19 protein-coding genes and 6 pseudogenes are annotated in these 25,608 nt (G+C 63.0%); 15 read left to right on the top strand and 10 right to left on the bottom strand.

Features of this window, described 5'->3' with window-relative positions; genetic code table 11:
• Positions 1–6: 6 nt before the first annotated feature.
• On the top strand, positions 7–156 hold the full coding sequence (locus tag ABLE94_RS23465) for a hypothetical protein (protein ID WP_230461843.1): 150 nt from the start codon (positions 7–9) through the stop codon (positions 154–156).
• A 9-nt stretch (positions 157–165) separates the two neighbouring features.
• Here the strand turns inward: ABLE94_RS23465 and ABLE94_RS23460 are convergent.
• Positions 166–1,331 (bottom strand): IS3 family transposase gene (locus tag ABLE94_RS23460; protein ID WP_085948641.1). Its coding sequence is split into 2 segments (ribosomal slippage): positions 166–1,044 and positions 1,047–1,331, totalling 1,164 coding nucleotides; the frame shifts between segments, so codons are not numbered across the junction.
• Positions 1,332–1,528: 197 nt separating this feature from the next.
• On the opposite strand from ABLE94_RS23460, the gene ABLE94_RS23455 reads away from it, so the two are divergent.
• On the top strand, positions 1,529–2,053 hold the full coding sequence (locus ABLE94_RS23455; protein WP_196222016.1) for an integrase core domain-containing protein: 525 nt from the start codon (positions 1,529–1,531) through the stop codon (positions 2,051–2,053).
• 267 nt (positions 2,054–2,320) lie between these two features.
• Here ABLE94_RS23455 and ABLE94_RS23450 read toward each other — a convergent pair whose 3' ends face one another.
• Together ABLE94_RS23450 and ABLE94_RS23445 are read right to left on the bottom strand one after the other, a co-directional pair.
• Complete coding sequence (locus ABLE94_RS23450) at positions 2,321–5,425, bottom strand: MMPL/RND family transporter (RefSeq protein ID WP_240199397.1); 3,105 nt, start codon at positions 5,423–5,425, stop codon at positions 2,321–2,323.
• Positions 5,426–5,467: 42 nt separating this feature from the next.
• Positions 5,468–5,809 (bottom strand): DUF4873 domain-containing protein, encoded by a 342-nt coding sequence (locus tag ABLE94_RS23445; RefSeq protein WP_006361213.1) that lies wholly within the window; start codon positions 5,807–5,809, stop codon positions 5,468–5,470.
• 133 nt (positions 5,810–5,942) lie between these two features.
• Between ABLE94_RS23445 and ABLE94_RS23440 the strand changes: the two genes are divergently transcribed.
• From ABLE94_RS23440 to ABLE94_RS23415, 6 genes are all read left to right on the top strand, one after another.
• Positions 5,943–6,911 (top strand): AurF N-oxygenase family protein, encoded by a 969-nt coding sequence (locus ABLE94_RS23440; protein WP_348810057.1) that lies wholly within the window; start codon positions 5,943–5,945, stop codon positions 6,909–6,911.
• Between the two features lie 155 nt (positions 6,912–7,066).
• Positions 7,067–8,590: a flavin-containing monooxygenase gene (locus tag ABLE94_RS23435; protein ID WP_030175647.1), complete on the top strand. Its 1,524-nt coding sequence runs from the start codon at positions 7,067–7,069 to the stop codon at positions 8,588–8,590.
• 40 nt (positions 8,591–8,630) lie between these two features.
• Positions 8,631–9,500, top strand: a complete 870-nt coding sequence (locus ABLE94_RS23430) for an SDR family NAD(P)-dependent oxidoreductase (RefSeq protein ID WP_030175643.1) — start codon at positions 8,631–8,633, stop codon at positions 9,498–9,500.
• Positions 9,497–10,567: a ferredoxin--NADP reductase gene (locus ABLE94_RS23425; RefSeq protein ID WP_030175641.1), complete on the top strand. Its 1,071-nt coding sequence runs from the start codon at positions 9,497–9,499 to the stop codon at positions 10,565–10,567. Before ABLE94_RS23430 ends, ABLE94_RS23425 begins: the two co-directional genes overlap by 4 nt.
• The gene (locus ABLE94_RS23420) at positions 10,557–11,474 is read left to right on the top strand and encodes an alpha/beta fold hydrolase (RefSeq protein WP_030175638.1); all 918 of its coding nucleotides are present in this window, start codon (positions 10,557–10,559) and stop codon (positions 11,472–11,474) included. The genes ABLE94_RS23425 and ABLE94_RS23420 overlap by 11 nt, the downstream gene beginning before the upstream one ends.
• A 254-nt stretch (positions 11,475–11,728) precedes the next feature.
• A complete protein-coding gene (locus ABLE94_RS23415) occupies positions 11,729–12,313 on the top strand; it encodes a TetR/AcrR family transcriptional regulator (protein WP_009678371.1) in 585 nt (194 codons plus the stop codon).
• A gap of 111 nt (positions 12,314–12,424) precedes the next feature.
• Here the strand turns inward: ABLE94_RS23415 and ABLE94_RS26500 are convergent.
• Positions 12,425–12,641 (bottom strand): annotated as a pseudogene (locus ABLE94_RS26500) (TetR family transcriptional regulator); the annotation flags it as partial.
• A gap of 61 nt (positions 12,642–12,702) precedes the next feature.
• On the opposite strand from ABLE94_RS26500, the pseudogene ABLE94_RS23405 reads away from it, so the two are divergent.
• Positions 12,703–12,868: pseudogene (locus ABLE94_RS23405) on the top strand (PaaI family thioesterase); the annotation flags it as partial.
• Positions 12,869–13,296: 428 nt separating this feature from the next.
• On the opposite strand, the gene ABLE94_RS23400 reads toward ABLE94_RS23405, so the two are convergent.
• Together ABLE94_RS23400 and ABLE94_RS23395 are read right to left on the bottom strand one after the other, a co-directional pair.
• Positions 13,297–14,361, bottom strand: a complete 1,065-nt coding sequence (locus ABLE94_RS23400; RefSeq protein WP_009678370.1) for a BtrH N-terminal domain-containing protein — start codon at positions 14,359–14,361, stop codon at positions 13,297–13,299.
• A gap of 251 nt (positions 14,362–14,612) precedes the next feature.
• Positions 14,613–15,146: pseudogene (locus ABLE94_RS23395) on the bottom strand (oxidoreductase C-terminal domain-containing protein); the annotation flags it as partial.
• A gap of 705 nt (positions 15,147–15,851) precedes the next feature.
• Here ABLE94_RS23395 and ABLE94_RS23390 point away from each other — a divergent pair.
• From ABLE94_RS23390 to ABLE94_RS23380, 3 genes are read left to right on the top strand one after another with little or no spacing between them, the layout of a single operon-like run.
• Positions 15,852–17,003: a tyrosine-type recombinase/integrase gene (locus ABLE94_RS23390; protein ID WP_006368699.1), complete on the top strand. Its 1,152-nt coding sequence runs from the start codon at positions 15,852–15,854 to the stop codon at positions 17,001–17,003.
• Positions 17,000–17,365 carry a helix-turn-helix domain-containing protein gene (locus tag ABLE94_RS23385; protein WP_006368700.1) on the top strand — a complete coding sequence of 122 codons (366 nt, stop codon included), beginning with the start codon at positions 17,000–17,002 and terminating at the stop codon, positions 17,363–17,365. Before ABLE94_RS23390 ends, ABLE94_RS23385 begins: the two co-directional genes overlap by 4 nt.
• A 16-nt stretch (positions 17,366–17,381) precedes the next feature.
• Positions 17,382–18,842 carry a hypothetical protein gene (locus tag ABLE94_RS23380; protein ID WP_006368701.1) on the top strand — a complete coding sequence of 487 codons (1,461 nt, stop codon included), beginning with the start codon at positions 17,382–17,384 and terminating at the stop codon, positions 18,840–18,842.
• Positions 18,843–18,996: 154 nt separating this feature from the next.
• Here ABLE94_RS23380 and ABLE94_RS23375 read toward each other — a convergent pair.
• From ABLE94_RS23375 to ABLE94_RS23360, 4 genes and pseudogenes are all read right to left on the bottom strand, one after another.
• A pseudogene (locus ABLE94_RS23375) lies at positions 18,997–19,665 on the bottom strand (IS3 family transposase); the annotation flags it as partial.
• A 24-nt stretch (positions 19,666–19,689) separates the two neighbouring features.
• Positions 19,690–20,013 (bottom strand): annotated as a pseudogene (locus tag ABLE94_RS23370) (integrase core domain-containing protein); the annotation flags it as partial.
• Positions 20,014–20,041: 28 nt separating this feature from the next.
• Positions 20,042–21,367 (bottom strand): IS30 family transposase, encoded by a 1,326-nt coding sequence (locus ABLE94_RS23365; protein ID WP_425476265.1) that lies wholly within the window; start codon positions 21,365–21,367, stop codon positions 20,042–20,044.
• Between the two features lie 83 nt (positions 21,368–21,450).
• Positions 21,451–22,451 (bottom strand): annotated as a pseudogene (locus ABLE94_RS23360) (IS3 family transposase); the annotation flags it as partial.
• Between the two features lie 624 nt (positions 22,452–23,075).
• Between ABLE94_RS23360 and ABLE94_RS23355 the strand changes: the two are divergent.
• The 3 genes from ABLE94_RS23355 to ABLE94_RS23345 are packed head-to-tail and all read left to right on the top strand — an operon-like array spanning position 23,076 to position 25,438.
• Positions 23,076–23,588: a Chromate resistance protein ChrB gene (locus ABLE94_RS23355; RefSeq protein ID WP_006372941.1), complete on the top strand. Its 513-nt coding sequence runs from the start codon at positions 23,076–23,078 to the stop codon at positions 23,586–23,588.
• A gap of 30 nt (positions 23,589–23,618) precedes the next feature.
• Positions 23,619–24,230, top strand: a complete 612-nt coding sequence (locus ABLE94_RS23350) for a phosphatase PAP2 family protein (protein ID WP_006372942.1) — start codon at positions 23,619–23,621, stop codon at positions 24,228–24,230.
• Positions 24,230–25,438, top strand: a complete 1,209-nt coding sequence (locus ABLE94_RS23345; protein ID WP_006372943.1) for an MFS transporter — start codon at positions 24,230–24,232, stop codon at positions 25,436–25,438. The genes ABLE94_RS23350 and ABLE94_RS23345 overlap by 1 nt, the downstream gene beginning before the upstream one ends.
• Positions 25,439–25,608: the final 170 nt, after the last annotated feature.

Genomic DNA, 25,608 nt, shown 5'->3' with positions numbered 1-25,608 from the left:
AACACCATGTCTGACAATTCGATCGGCAAACATATCGAGTTCGCCGCACGGGCGTTGAAGATGCCCACCATCCGCCGCTGCTGGGCCGAGCTGGCTGAGCGGGCACGCGCCGAGAACTGGACCCACGAGCAATGGGCCTGGTGCACGGATAGGTGACAGGGTTAGTCACGCGGCCTGAGGGGCCTCGTGGTTGATGATGGTCTCGAATTCAATGGGGGTCAATCTGCCGAGGCGGTCCTGTCGTCTGCGGCGGTGGTAGGTCCGTTCGATCCAGTGCACGATGGCGGCCCGGAGCTCGTCTCTGGTGGCCCAGGATCGACGGTCGAGGACGTTGTTCTGTAGCAGCGAGAAGAAGCTCTCCATCGCCGCGTTGTCACCACACGCACCGACCCTGCCCATCGACCCGAGCATGCCGTGCCGGGTGATGGCCTTCTGCATCTTCTTCGAACGAAATTGAGACCCTCTATCGCTGTGCAGAACGCAGCCGGCCACGTCCCCTCGCCTGGCGACAGCGCTGTTCAGGGCGGCCACGGCCAGGCGGGACTTCATTCTCGAGTCGATCGAGTACCCGACGATCCGGCCCGAGTAGACGTCCTTGATCGCGCACAGGTACAGCTTGCCCTCGGCCGTCCAGTGCTCGGTGATGTCGGTCAGCCACAGCTCGTTGGGGCCGGGCGCGGTGAAGTCTCTCTTGACGAGATCGTCGTGTACAGGCGGGCCGGCCTTGCGGTGCTTGCCGCGGCCTCTCTTGCTGATGGTGCTGGTCCAGCCGCCGGCGGAGCAGATCCGCCACGCCGTCCGCCGGCACATCTTCTCGCCTGCGGCTTCGGCCTCGTCGGCGAGGTAGCGGTAGCCGAACTCCGGGTCTTCGCGGTGGGCGTCGAACAGGGCGTTGGCCCGGTACGCCTCGGCGAGCTCGGCGTCGGTGATCGGGTTCTTGCGCCACCGGTAGTAGGGCTGGCGAGCGATCTTGAGTACCCGACACGCCACCGTGACGGGGATGCCGTCAGCGGCCAGCTCACTCACGAGCGGGTACCACCTTTTCCCGGCAGATTCGCTTGGGACAGGTACGCCGCCGCCCGGCGTAAGACCTCGTTCTCCTGTTCAAGCAGGCGCACACGCCGCTTGGCCTCGCGCAGCTCACGCGATTCGGCCGACGTGGTGCCGGGCTTGATCCCGGCCTCCACGTCGGCCTTGCGGATCCACTTGTTCAGGGTCATCGGGTGGATACCGAAGTCGGCAGCGATCTGTTCGAGAGTCACACCGTCTTCACGGTTCTGGGCGACGCGGACAACGTCGTCGCGGAACTCCTGGGGATAGGGCTTGGGCACAGCTGGCATCCTTCCAGGCCGCCCGGCAGGGCAAGCCAGATCAGATGTCACCTACTCGTGCACCAGCCCCAAATTCAACCGTCGATAAAGGGTCAGTTTTCAGCCGCCGTTGACAGCACCGGCTGTGGAAGGAGGAGGGCCTGCAAGTCCGGCGGGCGCCGCGGCGTAAACGGGCCGGGCAATCCTCGGTGCCGATCGTGGCAGCGGATGCACCGAAAGTGGTGTGGGCATTGGACTTTCAATTCGACTCGACCGTGGATGGCAAGAAGGTCAAGATCGCATCAATGGTCGATGAACACACCCGGATGTCGTTGCTCAACATCGTGGATCGCTCGATCACCGCCGACCGGTTGATCGAGGAACTGGAGAAGACATTCGCGATCTGGGGTGGCCCACCCATGGTGCTACGCATGGACAATGGCCCTGAGTTCATCTCAGAAGCCCTCCAGACGTTCTGTGCAGGGTCGGTAGGCATCTCCTACATTCCGCCCGGCACGCCGTGGAACAACGGGTTCATCGAGTCGTTCAACAACCGGTTGCGCGACGAGTGCCTGAACCGCAACTGCTGGCCCACCCTGCTCGAAGCCCGGGTGGTGATCGGCGACTTCAAAGACGACCACAACCACCGGCACCGCCATTCGGCGCTGGGCTACCAGACCCCGGCCGAGTACGCTGCCCGATGCACCCACCAGCACCACCCCGTGGGCTGCGAGATCGACTGACCGACAGCTAGAAGAAACCTGGCTCTAGAACTGCCTGGACCGGTTATCGGGGACCTGCCACCATCATCACTGATAGTTTCCTGGTGCCGTTGGTGGCAACCGGTCCCGCCGAGCATCGCACCCTGGATGTGGATCTTTCGTCGATTAGTCTGGTCGCCTGCGGTGGTGCGCCGGTGCGGCAAGTCGTTAATCGAGGGATTCGCCGACAGGTTCGTGCATGCAAATCCAAGCGTGGGGGATGACGGAAACCTCGCCGCTCGCCGCCGGTCAGTCGACCGTCACCCGGTGTCGCACCCGAAGCCCGCCCTCGGTGGAATCCGGCTCACCGGCCGGGCGGTGCACCCTCCCTGGCCACCAGCTCACCTCGCCGAACAATGCTGCCAGCGCAGGGACGACAATCGTGCGGACGAGAAAGGTGTCCAGGAGTAACCCGATACCGATGATGAAGCCGATCTGCACCATCACGTCGATCGATCCCAGCATGAGTCCGAACATGCTCGCCGCGAAGATCAAACCGGCCGAGGTGATGACCGAGCCGGTGTATGCGACGGTGCGTAGAACTCCGAGCCGGATATTGGCCACCGATTCCTCTCTGAGCCGGGAAACCAACAGCATGTTGTAGTCGGCCCCCACTGCCACTAGAACGATGAAAGACACCAGCGGGACCGGCCAGGCAATTTCATTGCCGAAAATGTGTTGCAGAACTAGGACACCGATGCCCAGAGCGGCTGCGTAGTTGAGAACGACAGTGGCCAGTAGATAGATCGGTGCGACGATCGCCCTGAGTAAGAGCATTAGGATCAGGCCGACTATCAGGATCGTTCCGAATCCGAGTAACTTGAAATCGTACGCCAGAAGTCGTTGGATGTCGGCGTTGATCGCCGGGAACCCGGCGACAGATGCGCGCGCACCCTGCAGCGTGGTGTTCGGCATGGCGTCCTCGGCCACCTTCGACAGACTGTTCGCCAACGTCATGGCATCCGCGGTATACGGATCGTAGGCGGTCTGCACTACAAAGCGAGCAGTCTTGCCATCCGGCGAGATGAACTGGCGCGCCACTTGGCTGAACTGTTGATCCTTGAACGCGTCGGCGGGTAGGTAGAACCCCGTTGCCGAGTCAGTGTTGCCGATGTCCCGGGCGGGCGCGCGTAGCTGGGCGGCCACTTGAGACAGGCCCGCCAGCAGCTGTACGTTGCTGTCCACCAATGCGCTCACACCGCCGGACAGCTGTCGGGCCCCGTCGGCGAGCGCTCGGACGCCCGTCTGGAGCTGTGACAACCGACTGCCGAGGTCCTGGCCGTTGATCGTCTGCAGAGCGGAGTCGAGGACGTTCAATGAGCTCTGCAACTGCGCGAGGTCCGCCGTTCCCGGGCCCTCGACTCCACCGAGCTGGGTAGCGAAGTCCGCGATACGACCGAGGGACTGGTTGTCGGCCAATGCGCGGATGTCCGAGGTCTGTGTCTGCAAGGCCGAACACTGCGGGATCTGGACGCACCAGGGAGCATCGAGTGCACTCAACGCCGGTGCGACGGCGTCGGCAGCCGACTGTGCTTGTCGTGCCACTCGAGACAGCTCGGGAGCTTGTTGGGAGAATTCATCAAGTGCGGGCGCCGCAGCAGCCAGCTGATCGACGAGCGGACGATACTGGCTGAGCTGCTCGCCGGCCGACGAGGCCTGCTCGAGCAACCCCGACAGCGGCGCGAGGTTGGTGGTGACCTGCTCGTTCAGCAGAGCAAGACCGTCGGCGAGTTGTGATGACCCGGTCTTTAGTAGGTCCAGGTCGCCCTTCCGTGACTGTGCGTCATCGGTCTGTTCGGTGATACCACTACCGATCTGGTCGTTCTGCCATGACAACTCAGCCTGCTCGAGCTTCTCGCCCGTCGGGCGGGTCACCCCGATGACGCGGGTGACGCCGGGCGTCTGCGCGACGCGCGACGCCATCTGTTCAAGATCGGCCAGTCCCTGGCCGGTGCGCATGTCTTCGTTCGACTCCACCAGAAGGAATTCGGAGATGATGGTGTCTTTGGGAAAGTGCCGGTTCAGCAGCGCGTATCCCTCGTTGCTTCCGGTGTCCGGCGGCTGACCTTCCCGATCGTCATAGGTGATTGTCATGGTGGTCGCGATGAGGCCGAGAGCGATCAGTGCCACCAGGCTCACCGCGAGCAGCGGGACCGGCCGCCGGATCACCCCCGTTCCCACCCGATGCCAGTACCGTCTGGTGAGGTCACGACGAGGTAGACCCGCGCCACGCTTTGCCGCGAACGACAGCACGGGGGGCAGCAAAGTGACGGTTGCCAGGAAGCCGAAGGCGATAGAGATCGCGCACGCCGGGCCGAGCGTGTTGAACACGCTGAGTTTGGCGAACGCCATCGCTAAGAAAGCAAAGGCAACTGTCGCTGCGGACGCGAGCACCACGCGACCGATCGTTGCGGTGGCGTTCGCAATGGCCACGTCAGGGGTATCGCCCGCCCGGATGCCCTCGTGATACCGGCTTATGAGGAATACGGAGTAGTCGACTCCGGCGCCGAAGATGATTACCGTCATGAACATCGAGGTGAATTGAGACACGGGCATGCCCAATTCGCCCAGACCCGAGAGCACCCCGCGGCCCACTGCCAGGCTCATGCCGACCACCAGCAGCGGCATGAGAGCGGTGAAGATCGATCGGTAGACGATCAGCAGGATCCCGGCGATCAACAGCACCGTGGCGAGCGTGATCACGACCAGATCGGTCTCACCCACCGCGAGCTGGTCGGTGAACGTGGCAGGTGGACCGGTCACCCGAACAATTGTGTCGGTACCACTGAAGATTTCGTTCGCGGTGTCACGGACCGCTTCCACGGCGTTGGCAGCGTCCGGTCCGCCCAACGTCCCGGTGACACCGATAGGCAGATACCACGCCTTCTTGTCTTTGCTCAGCGCCTGACTCTCCGTGAGCGGGTCGCCGAGCAGGTCGCGGACTGCGATGACGTGTTCCGTGTCCGCACGCAGTGCGGTCACCAATTCGTCATACCTGGCGCGGGTGGTGTCCGAGAAACCCCTGTCGTTCTCCATGGCGACGAAGACGGTGGTCTTGGCCCCCTTCTCATTGAACGCCTCACCCATCCGGTCGAGCGTCTGAAATGACGGTACGCCCGCGGGTATCGGGTCCACCGACTGCTGTCGGATCACGGACTCCAGCTGCGGGAATAGCACCGCTAAGCCGACCGCAACCACGACCCAGACCGACGCCACGAATCCCTTGCGCCGCAGCGTGAACCAGGCGACCTTTTCCAGTTGAGCGCTGTATTCACCGGTGCCGGCAGAACGCCTTGATGGACGGTTGTGAACGATCGACGACCTGGCCACGTACGAATTTCCTCTCGGACTCATTGGATTGGGGGAACGCCCCACAGGCGGCTCCGTGCGGGTCGGTCAGCTGTGATGTTCACTCTCTGCTATCGACTCCACGTCTTCGAGCGTGGTGGGGATGTGGTACGGCGGCCTGCTCGTGCCCGTAATGCGATAGCGGTCCCAGAAATCAGGATCGCCCACGACGCACTCGGCGCGGCCCTCTGGTGTCACGAAGACAGCAACCGTGCGCCTGCCCGCGAGGAGGGCGTCGAGCGCATCATTTTTGTCGATCCTGCCGTACCAGGTGTACAAGCCGTTGAGGGGCTGGAAATAGCCTTTGATTTTCACCCGGACAGCAATCTCCTTGCCGCGGCACACCAAGGTGCCCTCGCCGGAGTAGTCGAGATCGTGGTCGTCAGACACGTAAAGCTCACTTTCTTCACATCAAGCGTTGACAAAAGAACACACTGGCAGTGACACTAGCAGTATCGGGTACCCAGAGTATCGGGTATAGAGACGAGACTCAGCTCGGCCCGGAACACAACGGAGGTGTCACATGACCGTTCAGAATGTTGAGATCAAGCCCGACGTTTCGACGGAAGGGGTGTCGCGCGTCAGTGCCCGCAAGCCCGTCGACATGCAAAGGTCTGCCGGCCGACTCCTGCGGGCGGCGGCCGAAAAGTTCTACGACGCGGAGATCGACATCGATTGGGACTCGCCCTGGGAGGAGGGAAAGTACTTCCTGCCCGAGCATCGTGTCTCGCTCTACGGCACCAAGCTGTGGGAGAAAATGAGCGATGAGCAGAAGGTGGAACTCGGGCGCCATGAAATTGTCAGCATTCTCAGCTTCGGTATCTACGCAGAGAATCTGCTCAGCTCAGCGCTGCTCCGAATGTCTGCCAAAGGTGCCCTGACAGATCAAAGGGCCCTCTACGCCCTTAACGAGATCGGCGACGAGGCACGTCACTCGACGATGTTTGCCCGGTTGATCAACAAGACGGGGGTGGCACCGTACAAGTTACCGAAGGGGTTCTTGAGCTTCGCGAAGATCTTGCACTTCGTGCCTCTCGGCCCGTCCGTGTCCGGTGCGACACTGCTCATCGAGGAGATCCTCGACCGCGCTCAGCGTGAGGCGATGAATGACCCGAAGATGCAGCCGCACCTGCGCCAGCTCATGAAGATCCACGTTCTCGAAGAGGCCCGCCACATTACGTTCGCGCGGCTGGAAATGGTGGAGGGCATGCAACGCCGCGGGCGAATCTCCCGCGCTTGGCATCGAGGCACGTTGGCGGCCATTGCGAACTTTGCGTACCCGTTGCTCATCAATCCGAAGGTATACCCGGCTAACGGAATCAACCGGCTGCGTGGCCTGTGGGCGCAGCAGACGAGCCCCAACTATCGCGTCAACTTGCAGTTCATGTCCGAGCCGATGATCCGGTTCTTCCACGAGGCCGGGATGATGGAGGGGAAGTTCACAATGGCGATGTGGCGCGCAACGCGCAGCCTCCCCGACGACCTGCGCTGACCCGTCCCGGCCGGGTCCACGCGGCCGCTAATCCGTCTCTCGACCCTACGCCCGGATCTCTCTGGGCTCAGACGAATGCCTCACATCTGCCTGCCACGCGTCCCGCGCCGAGCAGGTCCGTTCGCTCTACTCTTTGATCAGGAGACCTTCACTCAATGCCGTCTTCCAACACCAAGCGCGCGCCGCGCGCCGCCACGGCGACAGACTCGGGAACGACCGAACCCATCACTACCAAGGTGCTCATCATCGGTAGCGGCTTCTCCGGCCTCGGTATGGCCGTGCAGCTCCGCCGACGCGGGTATAACGATTTCATTGTGCTGGAAAAGGCCGACTCCGTCGGTGGGACGTGGCGCGACAACACCTATCCGGGATGTGCGTGCGACGTACCGTCCCTGATGTACTCCTACTCGTTCGAGAGCCGCGGTAGCTGGTCGAAGGTGTGGTCCTCACAGCCTGAGATCGAGCAGTACTTGAAGGAGATCTCCAACAAGCGTGGGATCACCCAGAAGATCCACTTCGGACAGAAACTGGTCTCCGGATACTGGAGCGAGTCCGAATCCCGGTGGCACCTGCGTACCGAGTCGGGCCGGGAGTACGTCACGCAGTACGTCGTGTCCGGTGTCGGCGCTCTGCACATCCCGAACTTCCCGAACATCCCCGGAATCGACGAATTCGCCGGCCAGGCGTTCCATTCGGCAAAGTGGGACCACACGGTGGATCTGCAGGGCAAGCGGGTGGCCGTCATTGGCACCGGTGCCAGCGCGATTCAGTTCGTGCCGTTCGTGCAGAAGGAGGCCGGCACACTCACGGTGTTCCAGCGCACCCCGGCTTGGGTACTTCCGCGCAAGAACTTCGCGGTGCCGGGACCACTTCGTACCCTGCTCAGCAAGATCTCGATTACTCGCCGCCTCGCTCGGTGGTCGGTCTACTGGGGCGCAGAGAGCCTGGCCTTCGGGCTCAACGGCCACTCCAACCTTATGCGGCCAATCGAAAAGGTGGCCAAGTGGAACATCGAACGTTCCATCACCGACCCCGAGCTACGCCGGAAGCTGATGCCGTCGTACCGCATCGGATGTAAGCGCATCCTGGGATCGAACGACTATTACCCTGCGCTCGCCGCGCCCAACACGACAGTGATCAGCGATCGGATCGAGAAGGTTACCGCGGATTCGATCGTCACCGCTGACGGCGTGTCGCATCCGGTAGATGTGATCATCTACGCCACAGGGTTCCATGTCACGGACGGGTTCGATCAACTCGCCCTCAAAGGCGCGCGGGGCGAGGACCTGCCGTCGCACTGGCACCAGACGGGTATCAACACCCACCTCGGCATCACCACCGAGGGCTTCCCGAACCTGTTCTTCCTGCTCGGACCCAACACAGGTCTTGGGCACAACTCTGTCGTGTTCATGATCGAGCAGCAGATCAAGTACATCTTGAAGGCCATCGACGCCGTCGACAGTCGAGGTGCGCAGCGCGTTGATGTACGGCCCGAGGTTCAAGAACACTTCAACAAGGACATCCAGCGCAAGCTCGCCAAGGGCGTGTGGACCAACGGCGGATGTACGAGCTGGTATCTGGACTCGCAGGGTGTCAACCGTACGGTGTGGCCGGGGTTCACCTGGCAGTACTGGCGAGCGACGAAAGACTTCGAGCCCGCCGAGTACGAGATCGCCTGACAGTCCAGCCGTAGGTCATCGGAGAAGTGAGTACACAACAGTGAGTAGTTCGACAGCAGGCCATAACGCGACCCCGGTCGCGGTCGTCACGGGAGCCGCCTCGGGGATCGGCCGGTCCCTTGCCCTCCAATTGGCCGGACGCGGGGCCAGCCTTGCCTTGTCCGACGTCGACGAGATGCATCTCAAAGAGACGGCGGACATGTGCCGTACCGCGCATCGGGCGACGGTCGAGACCGCCGTGTTGGACGTGGCAGATCGGGCTGCCTTCCAGGATTACGCAGATAGCGTCCAGTCGACATTCGGGCGCGTCAATATGGTGTTCAACAATGCCGGCGTCGCCCTCGGCGTCGACGTCGTCGACATGTCCTGGGAGGACTTCGATTGGCTGATGGGTATCAACTTCGGTGGTGTTGTCAACGGGACGAAGGCGTTCCTGCCTTATCTGATCGCCTCGGGTGATGGTCATCTGGTGAACACCTCCAGTGTCTTCGGTCTGGTCGGAATCCCCAGTCAGAGTGCCTACAACGCCGCGAAGTTCGGTGTGCGTGGCTTCACCGAAGCACTTCGCCAAGAGATGAAAATCAGCCGGTATCCGGTCACGGTGACATGCGTTCACCCCGGTGGCGTCAAGACCAATATCGTCAACAACGCTCGCGGTGTATCCGAAATGGGGGCAGATACCGCCACCATTGCCTCGATGTTCAACAACATCGCCAGGACCACCCCGGAAAAAGCGGCGGCCACCATCCTCAAAGGAATGGACAAGAAGAAGCCCCGCGTGTTGATCGGCGCAGACGCACGGGGCTTCGACTTTGTCGCACGCGTGGTGGGTCCGCGCTACCAGGACATGGCTGCGCCCATCACACGCGCGGGCTACGCCTTGGCTCGCAAGCGGGGGATCATCAAATGACCGTCGAGCAGGAGACTCGGCCGGGCACCACCGCCCGCTCACGGACGCTGACCGTGTCGGAGGTCGTGCAAGAGACCAAGGACTCTGTGAGCATCGCCTTCGAGGTGCCTGACGAGATCGTCGACGATTTCAAACACCTTCCCGGGCAGTTCATCACGCTGAAGATCCCGTCTGACCAGACGGGCCACGTCGCACGATGTTATTCGCTGAGCAGTTCGCCTCATGTCGATGACTTCCGCCTCGAGATCGGGGTCAAGCGCACCGATGGGGGATATGCGTCGAACTGGTTGTGCGACAACGTCTTCGCCGGCATGGAGCTGACCGTCCTCACGCCGTCAGGGAAGTTTACCGCGAAGAGCCTCGACGTCGACATGCTTTTCTTCGCTGGCGGAAGCGGCATCACGCCGGTCCTGTCGCTGGTGAAGTCGGCACTGGTGTCGGGCGGTGGGGACGTCGTCCTGTTCTACGCGAACCGTGACGCCGACTCGATCATGTACGAGCGCCAGCTTCAGCAAATCAGCTCTGAGTTCGCCGAGCGGTTCACTTTGGTCGGCTGGCTTGAGTCCGAGAACGGGATCCCCACATCCGAGGCTGTCGAGAAAATTATCCGTGACCACAAAGGGGCGGAGATTTTCACCTGCGGCCCTGCCCCCTTCATGGACCTGGTGGAAAGGTCCGCCGCCGCGTGTGGAGTGGACCATTCGGGTGTGCATCGCGAGGTGTTCCAGTCCCTGGCGGGTGACCCGTTCGACACCGCCACACTGCGTCGACTCAGTGACGACGAGGGTGTGGCGACGGCCACGGTTTATCTCAACGGAGAGTGCATCACCACGGCATGGCCACGTAACACGCCGCTGCTCGACGTGCTTCTCTCGCAAGGACACAACGCCCCATACTCGTGTCGAGAGGGCGCATGCAGCGCGTGTGTCTGCAAACTCATCGAAGGCGATGTCGACATGGTGCAAAACAACATCCTCGTCGATGACGACATCGAGGACGGTGAGCGACTCGCGTGCCAGGCACTTCCGCTCACCGACGCTGTGACGGTGAGTTTCGATGACCTCTGACTCTTCGGGAGCCGGCCTACTGTCGCGGCGGTCGCGCGAGGTTCTCTCCACTGACGGCACGAGGCTGTTCGTCGAGGAGTACGGGCTGGGTGATGATGCGCCGCTGGTGGTGTTCAGTCACGGGTGGGCGTGCCAGGGCCGATTCTGGAGACCTCAGATCGAACACTTCGCCAGCACACACCGTGTGGTGGTGTATGACCAACGAGGGCACGGCTGGAGTGACCGGGGTCATACCCCTTTCTCTGCGTCGGTCCTCGGCGACGACCTCGAGGCTGTCCTGCGGGCTGTCGTCACGTCGAGTCGTAAGGCATTGGTGACCGGTCACAGTATGGGCGGGATGTCGGTCATGGGTTGGGCTGCCGAGCACCCGGAGTCGGTGCCCCTCCTGTCCCGCGGTGCCGTCTTGGCGAGCACTGGCCCCTCCCAGTTGGTAAGTAGATCGACGCTGATTAGGTCGCCGCGCCGATTCCGCGCCTCATTGGAGCGGGCCTTCGCAGCCGGGCTCGCCATGGCGGGGCCGGAGATGCTCGACACGCGCTTCAACCAGCGGTTGGTGAAGTACGGGACGATGGGTCCACACGCGTCGGCCGACGTTGTGGCTGAGTGTTCTGAGATAGTACTGCGTTGCCCCCCTGCGGTTCGGGGAATGTGGGGCAGGGTCCTGGCCACTATCGATGTCAGCAAAGGAGTCGACTCACTTGCGGTTCCGACGACAGTGATCGTGGGCTCTGCCGACAGGTTGACACCCGAGGTTCATTCCACCGATCTCGCCGAACGGCTGCAGCAGCGCGGCCAGCTGCACGATTTCGTGGTGTTGCCGCAGATCGGTCACATGATCAACATGGAGGCACCGAACGATTTCAACGAAGCGGTGGCGCGATTGGACGCAGCCACGGAGAAAGGCTAACTCTTGATGCCTATGACCGGACGCACATAGCTGATGATCGCGGGGGGAGGGCCCTTCCGGTATCGTTGCTTCCACAATGTCAGTCGTCCGTCGCGTTTCCTCCGCACCATCTCAGGTACAGCGTCGGGTGCGTGATGCCCGTAGCACGCGGTGGGATGAACATCGGGTCGCGGTACGCGCACAGCTGGTCGAGGCGGCCATACGGGCCATCGAACGCCATACGGGCCATCGAACGCTGTGGCGTAGGCGTCAGCATGGACGACATCGCTGCGGAGGCCGAGGTATCTAAACCGAAGCTGTACCGCTATTTCGGCGACAAAGCGGGCTTGAACGGGGCGGTGGCGGCGAAGCTCGGGGCGTTGATGTGGGAGTCGGCGCAAGTCACAATTTTTGCCGAGCAAGAACATGCTTCGGTCGACGACATGGTTCGCTCGTCTATCCAGTCGTACGTCGCGCTCGTCGGGCAACATCCCGTGGTCGTCAGATTTCTCATGGCGAATCATTTGTTTGAGTACTCCGGATCGGGAAGCGGCGGAGTTGCGGAGCAATTGAGGTCGGTGATGGAGGTCATCGCCGGTCGGTTTACTGAATCTCTGCAGCGTATTCATGCAGATACCTCGATTATTCCCATGGCCGTGGCGTCCATTCTGGGTTCTGGTCTATCTGCGACGCAGTGGTGGACCGACGGCGGTCGTGAGCAAGGGGTGGACGACAAGTTCTTCGCCGCACACCTGTTGGAAACGACGTGGGGAATCATCGATGGCGCGGGCGCGACCATAGGCGTCGCCTTCTCACGTGGTCTGCCATTCAGTCATCCCGGGTTCGCGTCCCGCCGCTAAGTGGACTGACCATGTTTGGCAGCGAGCCATTCGCCGAACTTGTTTTGCCAGTGGCGGCGCGATTCGACCGATTCTTTGCGTTGCGGTCGGGTTGATCGTGCGTTCCGGTTGAGGGGTGTGTGTGCGTTGGTGGGCGGCGAGGAAGTCGTCAACGATGTGCGCGCAGTCGTGCCGGTCGATGTTTCGTAGCCCGGTTCTTCGTGCGAAATACCAGCGGTCCGAGAAGTTGGCACATTGCGAGTTCGATGTCGAAGTCGTCTAGTTCCTCGCGGGCATGAGAGCTTTGCAGAATGGCTTCAAATGGTTGGCGGTACTGGTCGATTACCCGCTGCTCAGCCGACAAGCTTCCCTCTTTGCCGCAGCGCCCCTGCATGTCACGACTCTCGGCGATGGCGCACGGCGGCGCGATCGCCGCGGCGTGGGACGACCTGCCGGGCTCACCTTGTGGTTGCTGCAACCCCGGCTGTCACCCGCCGCCTCACAGTCGAGTACCTGTTGCCGGTCCCGCTGCGCCGCCCGCACCGCATCAGCGGCCCGCCGCGCGGGAGACCTGGCGCACTCGGGCGGTCTCGGTGGAGGGACATCGACAACCGATTCCCCTGCTCGAGCAGCCACAGCGACAGGATGGCCGAGGCCTTTGCTGTTCTCCACCGCCCATATGTTCAGGCAGCCTGCCGGCCCACTCGAGTTCACTGATCGAAGCGAACCTGGTGATGGTCCTGATCATGGCGTCGGTGTCGGTTCGTTGCTCGGCGTCGTTGTCCTGGTCGAACTACTCACATCAGTTCGATGAGCTGGTCGCGCAGCGACCCCGTCGAGTGTGCCGGCGGGATGCGTCCATGGTGTATTTGTCACTAGCGTTCTCTTTTGAGAGATATATCAAAGTTCCACCGCAACAAAACGTGTTCCCCGTGTAACGCCGTTCTCTACAACAACTTCGTCTTACATAATGGGCTCCTGATCTTATTTCCACGAGACGACGGTTAGTGGTCTGCAGTCGCCAACGAGCTGGACGCAAGTTCCAAAGCCTCGACAAGATCAGTCTCCTCCTTTGGCAGTCGACCGGCGGCCTCGGCCACCGCATCTAGGCGAGCTCGCACATCAGCACCGCGCTGGATCCCGGCGCGCGCGGTCTCGGTCCAGGCCCGCGCACAGCAGTCGGCGGCTTGCGCCAGGTCTGCTGTGGCGAGGTCGCCAGTCAGTCTTGCGACCTCAGCGCACCCCTCGGCGAGTAAGCGTCGGAACAACCCGCCGCCGGTGCCTGCCTTCTCGATGAACGCGCCGAGGCCGAACAGTAAGATTTCAAGTTCGTCATCTGGAAGGTCGGCCCAGGCGTGGACGTCGGCGGCCAGCGCTGCCGCAGCGGCCAAGCCCTCGGCACCGCTGGCTGCGGTGAGATCGGCGATGCTTGCCCCCGATGCCTGACGCAAGTTGTCAGCAGACTGCCGAAACGCTGCCGCTGCAGTGTCGCCGATAGTGGGGAGCTCGCTCGGCCAGGTAATGCGATACGTGCAGTGGCGCGTCGGCTGTGGGAACGACGTCGAAGACCTGGCCCGAGCCAGCGAGTGGAAGGGGACCGCCTGCACCTCGGCCCGGTCGTTGTCTACGACGAACGCTACGCCCGCGTCCTCGTCGTAGCCGATTACGACGATGTCGTGGCGGCTCATCTGCATCTGGACCCTCAGATACGGTAGCTCGGCGATGTCGCCCCACACCAGGCTTGGTCGACCGGAGTCGATTTCGTCGCGTACCCACGACCATCCCTCCTCTGGATCATCGGTGGTGAGGACCTGGACCTGCCCGCCGAGCCGGCGGGGTAGGTCGACTTCGAAGTCGGCACCTCGTCCCACCAGATACAGCGGTGGAACGAGGGCATTCGATCGAAGATAGGACAACCCCAAGGCGCCCCCGAGGGTAAATACGAGCCCTTCGCTGGGCGGTCCGTCCCACCCGAGATCGTGCCAGTGCAGCAGATCTCGCATCGCGCCTGAACCACAGTGGCCCCCGATCTGATGGGGGTAACCCTGGATGTAGGTCTTGCGGAGCATATGCCGTCCTTTCCGAGTCGCGGGGCGTTGGTGTCGAAGACCAGTCAATTGCCAGGATGCGTTCCAGGTTGGGGCATGCATAGCCCATGGGTCGATGTCGAGCTCGGCGGGAAAGGCCGATTCGCGAGCCAGGCTATCGAAGCCGCGACTTTTCGTCAGTGGACGCGCCGAATGAGGTTTGGACCTGTTCGTCCTTTCGAATTGCGTATCGCTCGCCGACTCACATCGATCGCCCTCAAGGCAGAGTCGCCTCACACTGCACCGGCGGGTGACAGTTCGGCGCGGCCGATGGGGAGCTGCTGGGTGATGACCCGCTTACTGAACATGAAATCGCGGGGACGATTGATGCAGTCCGCCGCAATCAGCTCCGCACTGCGTAGGTAGTAGCAGGTGAAGTCGCAGTCACGGGTCGGGTTTCCACTGAGGACGACTTCGTCGTATCCAGTGTTGAGCCCGGCGATCTGGAGCTTGAGATCGTATTGATCCGACCAGAACCAGGGGAGCGCCTTTATCTCCTTAGGCTTTCCGCAGATGGTCGCGGCAGCGACCTTGGCCCACTCGGCGGCGCTCGGCACGGACTCCAGGCGAATGCGACGTCCGTAGCGGGCCATGTCGTGGCTGGCGCAATCCCCGGCGGCCACGACGTCGGGATCACTGGTCCAAGCGTGGCCGTCGATGACGACGCCATGTCAACGGCAAGGTCTGCGGCGGCGAGGTCGAAGGTCTGCGGCGGCGGCGAGGTCGACGTTGGGCTCCACGCCGATTCCGATAATGAGGAGGAACGCATTCGAGATGCACGCCGCCTGAGAATGCAGCCACGTCGAACGATGGCTGTAGACAACGCCAGGGTCGTGACACTCGAGCACCAGCTCGCTAATCCGACAGGCCATCAGGCGCTTCCTACCCTTCTACTGGAACTCAACCGACCAGCCTCAGGAGCAGACTCCCAGCAAGTGAATCGGTCGGAATCGTATCGAGCGAGACTGCGCGGTAGCGAGCGCTTTTCGCTATACCAGCGGGTTGTCAAGCTACCACTTGACATAAGATATCTTATCGGCGTTATTACCTATCGAGTTCGAAAACAGATGAATACTCGAGACGAGTGCTAAAACCCGCTGACCAGCAATCATTGTCCTCGCCGAACTGGCCGGAGGCGCCTTATGGCCGGGCTGCCGTAACGATGACGTGCAGACATGTTGAGATCATTCATCTAATGAATGGGATCTACGCGCCGATGCACCCGTACGCGGCGATTGGGTGTCCGTCCGGTTCCCGCACTTCAGCGCGTCTACTAGGTTCGATATTCGTCACAGTGACGTTTCTCACTGCGGTGTATTTACCTGTTGAACAGGTCATCTGGCGGTTCCTGCCGTTGGATCCGAGTGTGGTCGTCCGCCGGGACCGAGACGTGCCTTGGAAATGCCGTGGCCCGACGGGGGTATCCGCGCACGTCTATTCATTAGATGAATGCAAGCGTAGGATACGCGGTTATGAGCGGTGAGCATCCACTGCCAGGCAGTGCTCCGTTGCGTCTGATCTCGTCCGGCGCGGAGTTGCTCCGCCCTGACGAGCAAGTGTGGACGGAGATGCTCGAGGGGTGGAAATCCGCGTTGATGGCCCGAACGTTGAATGCCTCTACGATCCATGGGTACCTACGTGTGCTGAGCGATTTTCAGGATGTCGCCGGCGATTACCCCTGGCGGTGGATGCCGCAGGACGTCGACGACTACGTCACCACCCTGCACGCACGCAACGGCGGAACGGCCGCCAAGTCGACAGTCCGCGCCTACCTGATGGTGATCCGAGGATTCTGCAGCTTCCTCTGCGAGCCGGCGTATCGGTGGCCCGATCTGTGCGCGGAGGTCTTTGGCGAGTACCCGTCGCAGATCTGCTTTGCCTACAACTTGCCGGTTCATGTCTCTGACAACGAGGCAGAACCGCAGCGAAGAGCGTTCTCCCGCAGTGAAGTCCAGACTCTGTTCGATTTCTTCGACGACGAGGTCGAACGACTGTACGCGCAGAACAGCAAGGCATGGCTGACCACTCTGCGGGATTCCTGTATCGCCAAGGTCGCCTACGCCTACGGCCTGCGCCGTCAGGAGGTCTTGCGTCTACAGATCCACGACTTTGGCCCGAATCCACATGTGCCACAATATAAAGCGTATGGCGCCGTCTATGTTCGGTTTGGCAAAGGGTCACGAGGATCGGCACACAAGCGTCGCACCGTGTTGACGGTACCGCTGATGGACTGGGCCTCCGACGTCCTCGAGGCCTGGGCAGGTCCCCAGGGCTGTCGGCAACTGATGCGCCAGGCGGACGACTCGCCCTGGTTGTGGCCGTCAGAACGCGGTCAGCAACTGACCCTGAACTCTTACGCCACACGGTTCACCAACTATCGCCGACGTGCCGGACTATCAGATGGATTGTCGCTGCACGGATTTCGCCGCTCCTACGTCACTCACCTGATCGAAGATGGCTACGACCCGTTGTTCGTGCAACAGCAAGTGGGCCACGAGCATTCATCGACCACTGCGCTCTACACCCAAGTCAGTTCGGACTACCGGCAGAAAACCCTGCAGCGCATGATCCGGGAGCGCCTGGCTTCCGCAGACATCCCCTACGGCGAAAGCAGCCACGCATGAACGTTCAGAAGCGCGTCGATTTCCATTGGAACCTCCGAAAACTCATGGCCGAGCGTAACCTCTGGAAGTCAACAGAATTGGTCACCCTGCTGCGCAGCCGCGGGGTCACGTTGTCCCAACCCCAGGCCTACCGGTTGATGACGGGCAAACCGGAACGCATCAACAGCCGGGTGCTCGCCGCGCTCTGCGACATCCTCGACTGCTCCCCCGCCGAGTTGTTCGAGCCCGTGGTCGTCATGCAGGGACGAGCCACCGCATCGGCCCCCGACATCGTGCCCGCTGGGGACGCCAGGCCGAAGCGGGCTCCCGGGGTTCGTCGGGTCCGTGTGGTGGAGTCCGACGAGGGTCCAGACCATGCGTAGCGCACGGTGATGGTCGATGGCACGACCCAAGCCCGCACCTGAACCTGATCGCTACGAACCGTGCGAACGGTGCGGACAGGCCTACCTGACCGCGGCGTGGTGGCAAGACACCCCGATCTGCTGCTACTGCTACAACCAAGCCAAACGTGTTGTCGGACAATGTGTTGAGTGCGGTCATGTGGGTATCGTTCCGGGCCGTACACCGACCGGCCGATATCTGTGCCGTGGCTGTAGCGGGATCCGACTCAACGTCGACTGTGCCGAATGCGGTGCCGAGGCCGAACTCTACCGGCGCGGGCACTGCTGGCGATGCGAACTGGCCCACCAGGTAGACGAGCTGCTCACCCATCCGCAGACAGGCACCATCAACCCACACCTGATCGGCCTGGCCCAGGCGATCAAGCAGATGCCACGCCCGAACAGCGGTGTCACCTGGCTGCGCAGCCCAACAGTGCGCACCGTGCTCCGCCAGATAGCCGCCGCCGACGCTATCGATCAGCACCTGCTGGCCTCGCTGCCGGTAAACCGATCAGCCACACATATCCGCGCGCTGCTCGATGAGCACGGAATCGCCGGCGCCCGCCTCGACTACCGAACCCGATTCAGCGTCTGGGCCGACGACAAGCTCGCAACACTGACCAGTCCCGACAATCAGCTCGTGATGCGCAGCTACATACGGTGGCACCTGTCGCGGCGATTCGACGACACCTGCACCAACGGAACATTTCTCGCGGCCAAGCAAGGCGTCACCGTGGCAATCGATTTCCTCAACTTCCTCGATATTCTCGAGATCCCCATCGGCGACGTCGACCAATCCCAGGTCGACACATTCATCGCATCCGGTACCGAAACCAACCGACTCCTCACTCGATTTCTCCCCTGGGCAATCGCCACATACCAGTTGCCGCCGTTGAGGATAACGCCGCATCAGCGTGGTACCGCCCCGGCCAAGACCAACGCCGAGCAAGTCGAACAACTCACTCGCCTATTCTCCAACGAGGAGCTCACTCCGCGGGATCGACTTGCCGCTGCACTGGTCGTCGTGTTCGGGCAACCCACCCACAAAGTAGCGTCACTGCGATGGGATCAGATTTGGCGTGAGGAGCCGTGCACCATCACCCTCGGAACGCACCCGATCACCTTGGAGTCACCGCTCGAGCAGCTCGTCGCCGAAGTCGCCGCAGCAACCACCAACAGGCAAACCGCAGCACACACCGAATCGCCCTGGGTGTTCCCCGGCTATCAGCCCGGCAATCATCTCAACGAGAGCCACCTGCGACTGCGGCTCAAGGCTCTCGGATTTCCCTCCCTTGAAACGCGTTTGGGAACATGGCAGACCATCACACAGACATCGCCACCGCCCATACTCGCCGACGCGCTCGGCATACATCCGAATACCGCTCTCCAGCACGCACTCCGCGGCTCAAGTGAATTCGGCGCCTACGTTGCCGAGCGGGCACCAGAAGCGAACTCCTGATCGACAACCGTATTGACGGCCAAGTCCGCCGGAAATCGGGGGTCGTGATTGCGTTCCCTCCGACCGCAGTCGGAGGATACAAGGTGAATCGCCCCGGGTTTGGTGCACACCTGGTTACTGGTGTGCCTCCACGACTGTGGCGGCACGTTGAGTGTTAGTAGTTCTGCTCGGCCTCGATCGGTGGGATGCGCCCGAGTCGGTGCATGAGCCGGCTGGTGTTGTACCAGCCGACCCACACCGCGGTCAGGTGCTCGACGTCCCCAACCCCGGACAGTGGACCAGTGCGAAACGGCGAATCATCGCGTACCGCTTCGGTTTTGAACAATCCAATCGTCGTCTCGGCGAGCGCATTGTCGTAGGCGTCACCAACCGTACCGATCGATGGGATCAGCCCCGAAAGCTCCAGCGTCTCTCCGCACCGCACCGACGTGTACTGTGAGCCGGCGTCGGAATGATGAATTGTGTTGCCCGACATGGCATTACCTTCACGCTCGCGGAGCTGGGCGGCATGGCGGATCGCGGTCCGAACGAACCGGTCGGTCTTGGTCGCAGCGCATTCCCAGCCGACGATCCGCCCGGCGAACGCGTCGATCACGAACGCCACGTACACGAACACCCCGCTGGCCAGTGCCACGTAGGTGAAATCGGCGACGACCAGTACGTTCGGTGCTGCCACCCGGAACTGGCGTTTGACCAGGTCCACTGCCCGCGGAGCCGACGGATCCGCGATGGTGGTGCGCACCTTCTTGCGGCGGGTGACCCCATGCCAGCCGTTGGCGCGCATCAAGCGTTCCACCGTGCACCGAGCCACCGGGATTGAATCGCCCCGGGTTTGGTGCACACCTGGTTACTGGTGTGCCTCCACGACTGTGGCGGCACGTTGAGTGTAGTAGTTCTGCTCGGCCTCGATCGGTGGGATGCGCCCGAGTCGGTGCATGAGCCGGCTGGTGTTGTACCAGCCGACCCACACCGCGGTCAGGTGCTCGACGTCCCCAACCCCGGACAGTGGACCAGTGCGAAACGGCGAATCATCGCGTACCGCTTCGGTTTTGAACAATCCAATCGTCGTCTCGGCGAGCGCATTGTCGTAGGCGTCACCAACCGTACCGATCGATGGGATCAGCCCCGAAAGCTCCAGCGTCTCTCCGCACCGCACCGACGTGTACTGGGCGAGTTCAACCGGTCGATGCAACACCGGGCTACTGCAGGGAGCGTAGCTGCTCGGCGAAGACCTCGGCCGGGGTTCGCCAGCCGAGGACCTTGCGTGGCCTGTTGTTGATCGCCAGAGCGACGGCCTCGAGGTCCTCGGCGGACCACCGGGACAGATCGGTTCCCTTCGGGAAATACTGGCGCAGCAGGCCGTTCGTGTTCTCGTTCGTCGGTCGTTGCCAGGGCGAGTGCGGGTCGGCGAAGAACACTCTCGTGCCGGTCTCGAGAGCGAACCGGGCATGACCGGACAGCTCCTTTCCGCGGTCCCAGGTCAAGGTCTTGCGGAGCTGCTCGGGAAGCGTGGTCATCGATGTCGTCAGCGCGGCGTTCATCGCGACGGCGCCGTAGCCACCGAGGGACGGACCGTTCTTCACAGGCGGCCTCTCGCCCCACCCCTCCAATCGAGGCAGGTGCACCAGGATCGTGGAGCGGCTGCTGCGCTCGACGAGCGTGCCGATCGCGGACCGGCCGGTCCCGATGATCAAGTCGCCTTCCCAATGCCCTGGGACAGCACGGTCTTCGGCTTCGGCGGGGCGTTCGCTGATCACCACGTCCGCGGTGACATGTCCCTGCGGCTTGTTCTGCGATCGGCTACGGGGCACCCGCAGTGCCCGGCCGGTGCGCAGGCATGTGACCAACTCCCGTTTCAGGGCGCCTCGACCTTCGATGTACAACGATTGGTAGATCGCCTCGTGACTGATGCGCATGGACTCATCCTCCGGGAAATCAACTTTCAGCCGGTGCGAGATCTGCTGCGGGCTCCATGCCGTCGCCCACCGTCGGTCCTGCCGATGCGGCTTGTTCAGTCCTTTCCACGCGGGCGTGTCGGGGCCTGCGACGGCGGTGCCGTCGGGCCGGCGGACGGCCCCGGAGAGCCGCTCCTGCACATACTCACGCAACCTGTCGTTGTCTACCAGCTTTGCCGTTTTCGGGCGTTTCGCGGCTTGCTGCGCTTTCCACTGCGCCACTCCGGCTCGGTAGACCTGCGTGCCGCTGCGGGTCGCCGCGTTGCGGCGCAGCTCGCGTGAGATCGTCCCCGGGTCGCGTCCGATCCGACGGGCGATCTCCCGCACGCCGACATCCTGGGCGCGCAACAGTGCGATCTCCTCACGCTCGGTGAACGACAGGTAGCGGCCCGTGGGCTCGTCCAGGCTGATCGGCGGCATGCCGCCAGCGTGACGGAACCACCGGGACCCGACCGGCCACGACACGCCGACGGCCTCCGCGGCGTCGGCAGTCGTCGCTCCTGAGGCGATCCGCCGCCAGAAATCGCGCTGCACCGCACGCGAGGGTTCCGGTCTCCCCGGTGACCGCATCGACGGGCGCAACGCCCGATCCGCCGCCCACTGCCGGCGGGCACCCACCGGCGCCTGGCGTGTCTGCTTGTTGCTGCGTCCCATCGCACACCTCCGTCATCGAGGTGTTGCGACGACCGATTGAATCCACCCTGTGAGCCGGCGTCGGAATGATGAATTGTGTTGCCCGACATGGCATTACCTTCACGCTCGCGGAGCTGGGCGGCATGGCGGATCGCGGTCCGAACGAACCGGTCGGTCTTGGTCGCAGCGCATTCCCAGCCGACGATCCGCCCGGCGAACGCGTCGATCACGAACGCCACGTACACGAACACCCCGCTGGCCAGTGCCACGTAGGTGAAATCGGCGACGACCAGTACGTTCGGTGCTGCCACCCGGAACTGGCGTTTGACCAGGTCCACTGCCCGCGGAGCCGACGGATCCGCGATGGTGGTGCGCACCTTCTTGCGGCGGGTGACCCCATGCCAGCCGTTGGCGCGCATCAAGCGTTCCACCGTGCACCGAGCCACCGGGATGCCGTCGCGCTGCAGGTGAGCCCACATCTTCACCGCCCCGTAGAGCGATTCTGGCCGACGTTTTCCGTCCTTGTCGGGTTCGTAGTAGCCAGCCAGCACTTCGGTGATCGTGGTGTCCCACAGCGCCCGTTTCGACACTGGACGTGCCTGCCATGCGTAGAAGGTTCTCGGGGAGATCGGCGCGCCGTGCTCGGTGAGCACGCGACAGATCTGAGCGACCCCGAACCGAGCCCGATGCTCGGTGATGAACGCACACACTACCGATGTCGCGGGTCGCTCTCCCGCGCGAAGAAAGTCGTTGCCGCCTTGAGGATTTCGACGGTTTCCTCCAGCTCGGCTACTTTGCGTTTCAGCGCGCGCATCTCAGCGGTCTCCTCGCGTGTCACACCCGGCTTCTTGCCTTCATCAACCTCGTGCTGGCGCACCCACTTGCGCAGAGTCTCGGTGTTGAGCTTGAGCCGCTGTGCCGTGGCCGTAATCGCCGCGTACTCGCTCGGATACTCCTCACGATGCTCGGTGACCAACCGCACAGCCTTGGCCCGGGTCGCCTCGTCGTACTTCTTCGGCATGATGCCAACTTTCCCTCACATAGAGGTGTGCACCAAACCCGGGGACGTTCAGCCTCAATGTCTGTTCGGTTGTGCACCCCAGCGCTCTGTCCCCCGTGGGTTCGATATTCGTCACTGTGACGTTTCGTGTTGTTGCACGTTGCTTGCTGGACAGGTCATTTGGCGTTTCCTGTCCGTGGCCCCAGGTGTGGTCGTCCGCTGGGATCGATGCGCGCCTCCCTCCGATCACAGCGAGAGACGCTCGGATACTCGACAAAATCAAAAGTAAAAAGAAATTCAACCCCGGACCACTAGGTACGTTCCGCGGACTTGGTATGTACCTGATGTACCCGAACTGAGGCATAGCCTTTTCAGTGAACGCGGTCCCGTTTGGCACGTTGAACTACCTAGCGCGAACCGGCGGAGTCGACATGCGCAATCAGTCTGGTTGGGAACCCCATCGTTTCGATCTCGCGCAGGTTCGCGCGTTCGGCCCCTCAAGAATTTCCTGTTCTGTTCAGTCCGCTGGCGACAGGGTCCACGATTTGCCGAGCCTGCCTGGCACTTGCTACAGGTACAGAAGTAACGTCTGTTACATTCACAGTCGTGACAGAAGTTCAGACGTCGGCTCGATGGCTGGTGCTGATGGTTCGGGTGCCGACCGAGCCGTCGCGGCATCGGGTGGCGGTGTGGCGTGAACTGCGTCGTGTGGGCGCGTTGCAGGTCGGCCAGGGCGTGTGGGTGGTGCCTGATGTTCCGGTGTTCGCCGACGGCGTCGCGCGGGTGATCGAGCTGGCGCGGCGAGGCGAGGGTGAGGTGCTGGTGCTCGATGCCACGGGCCATGCCGACACCGACACCGCACGGTTGCAGGCGCTGTTCACCGCCGAGCGTGATGAGGAGTGGGCGGAGTTCCTGGCCGATTGTGCCGGGTTCGATGCCGAGATCGACAAGGAGATCGCCAAAGCCAAGTTCACGATGGCCGAACTCGAGGAAGAGGAGCAGAGCCTGGAACGGCTGCGGCGCTGGCATCGCGACATCACGGCCCGCGACGTGTTTGGTGCACCCGTGGCCGCCGAGGCCGAGCAGCAGCTCAAACACTGCGCTGACCGGCTGGCCGACTACACCGAGCGGGTCTTTCAGGCCCTGCACCAGATGTAACCGACTGCCAACGAACCCGAGGGAGCCTCCATGAACTTGGATACACGAGTTTTCGACGACATCAACGACTTTGCCCGCGCTACCCCGTGGCTGCATCCGATCGTGTCCGGCTACGCCACATACGGTCTAGTGCTGTTCGCAATACTACTGCTGGCAGGATGGTGGACCGCGCGGCGCGACGGCGATCGTGTGCGGATGGTGGCGGCGGTGTGGGCGCCGCTGGGCGTGTTGATCGCGGTGGCGATCAACCAGCCGATCGCCGCCGCGGTCGACGAGACCCGTCCCTGTAACGCGTTGCACGACATCGTGGTTCTGCATTGCAATACCGATGCCGGGTTCCCCAGCGACCACGCGGTCATGGCCGGCGCGGTGACGGCGGGGCTGTGGCTGGTGCACCGGCGACTCGCGGTGATCGCCGCCGTGGCTGCGGTCGTGATGGCGTTCGCGCGGGTGTACATCGGCGCGCACTACCCCCAAGACGTGTTGGCGGGTCTCGTGCTCGGGGCCGCGGTCAGTCTGCTCGGGTTCTACCTCGCCCGGCCGCTTCTTTCGCGGCTGCTGGCCCTGCTCTGCGGTACTCCATTGAGCATTCTGTTCACCAGCACCGCCGCTGAGCCTGGCACCGCACGGCGAGAGTCGTGATGAGCGCTGTCCCCGATGCCCGCACCGGTGGCGGTCGGGCGCGGCTACTACCGCTGTATGCGGCGGGGTTCGTGACCGCGTTCGGCGCCCACAGCATCGCGGCCAGCCTCGCCGGATACACCGGGGAACAGCACGCGAGCCTGCTCACCCTGGGTGTGCTGTTGGCCGTTTACGACGGGGCGGAGGTGCTACTCAAACCCGTCTTCGGGACGCTGTCCGACCGCGTCGGCGCACGGCCGGTGCTGCTGGGCGGACTGGTGGCGTTCACGCTCGCGTCCACGGCATTCGTGGTGGTCGGCAATCCGGGCCTGGTCGGTGTCGCGCGGTTCGGCCAAGGTGCCGCCGCTGCCGCGTTCTCCCCGGCCGCCGGGGCGATGCTCGCCCGGCTGACCCCGGCGGGCGGACACGGGCGCGTGTTCGGCAGCTATGGCGCGTGGAAAGGGTTGGGATACACCCTCGGCCCGCTGCTGGGCGGTGTCCTCGTCGCCCTCGGCGGCTACCGACTGCTGTTCACCGCGCTCGCCGTGCTCGCCGCCTCGGTCGCACTGTGGGCGGCGTTGGTCGTGCCTGCTGTCGAGGTGCTGCCGAAGACCCGTCAGACCGTGGTGGATCTGGCACGCCGCCTGACCAGTGGTTGGTTCCTTCGCCCGACTGCGGCGTTGGCCGGAGCCACTGCCGCGCTCGCGGTTGGAGTCGGGTTCCTGCCTGCGATCGGTTCCCGCCACGGCCTGGGCCCGCTGGCCACTGGAGCTGTCGTGTCGCTGCTCGCCGCCACCGCAGCGGTCGTTCAACCACGCGTTGGCCGCGCCCGCGACGCCGGACGGCTGAAGGATCGATCCGGGATGGCAGCCGGGCTGCTGCTGGCCGCGATCGGGATCGAGGTCGCAGCAGCCGTGCCGGCAACAGTCGGCACGGTGTGCGCGGCCGTCATGATGGGGGCCGGTACGGGACTCATCACCCCCCTCGGATTCGCCCACTTGGCCGCGACGAGCCCACCCGAACGGCTCGGGCAGACCATGGGAGCCGCCGAACTCGGCCGCGAACTCGGCGACGCGGGCGGCCCGCTTCTCGTCGGCATCACCGCCACCGCCGCCACGCTCAACACCGGGCTGCTCACCCTCGGCGCGGTGCTCGCCGGCCTCGCGGCCGCGATAGCCCTGACCGCGCAGACAACCACCGTCGCGAACCCCGGCACCGGCGCTGCCTGACACCGCGAAAACCGCACCATCTGCCGCTGTGGGCTGCGGAGGCCTGCGCCACCACATCAGCATCGATGCAACGCCGACAGTTCATCTGGTCAACAGCGAGGCAAAATACATTGCGGTTCAAGCGATTACCGCGCGGTGTGCAGGGTCGAACACCGTGCTTGGTCGGTTTG

Origin of the sequence: Gordonia sp. VNK1, assembly GCF_040049135.1 — a bacterium.
GTDB classification, from domain to species: Bacteria; Actinomycetota; Actinomycetes; order Mycobacteriales; family Mycobacteriaceae; genus Gordonia; species Gordonia oleivorans.
This window is presented reverse-complemented; position numbering and strand designations above follow the sequence as displayed.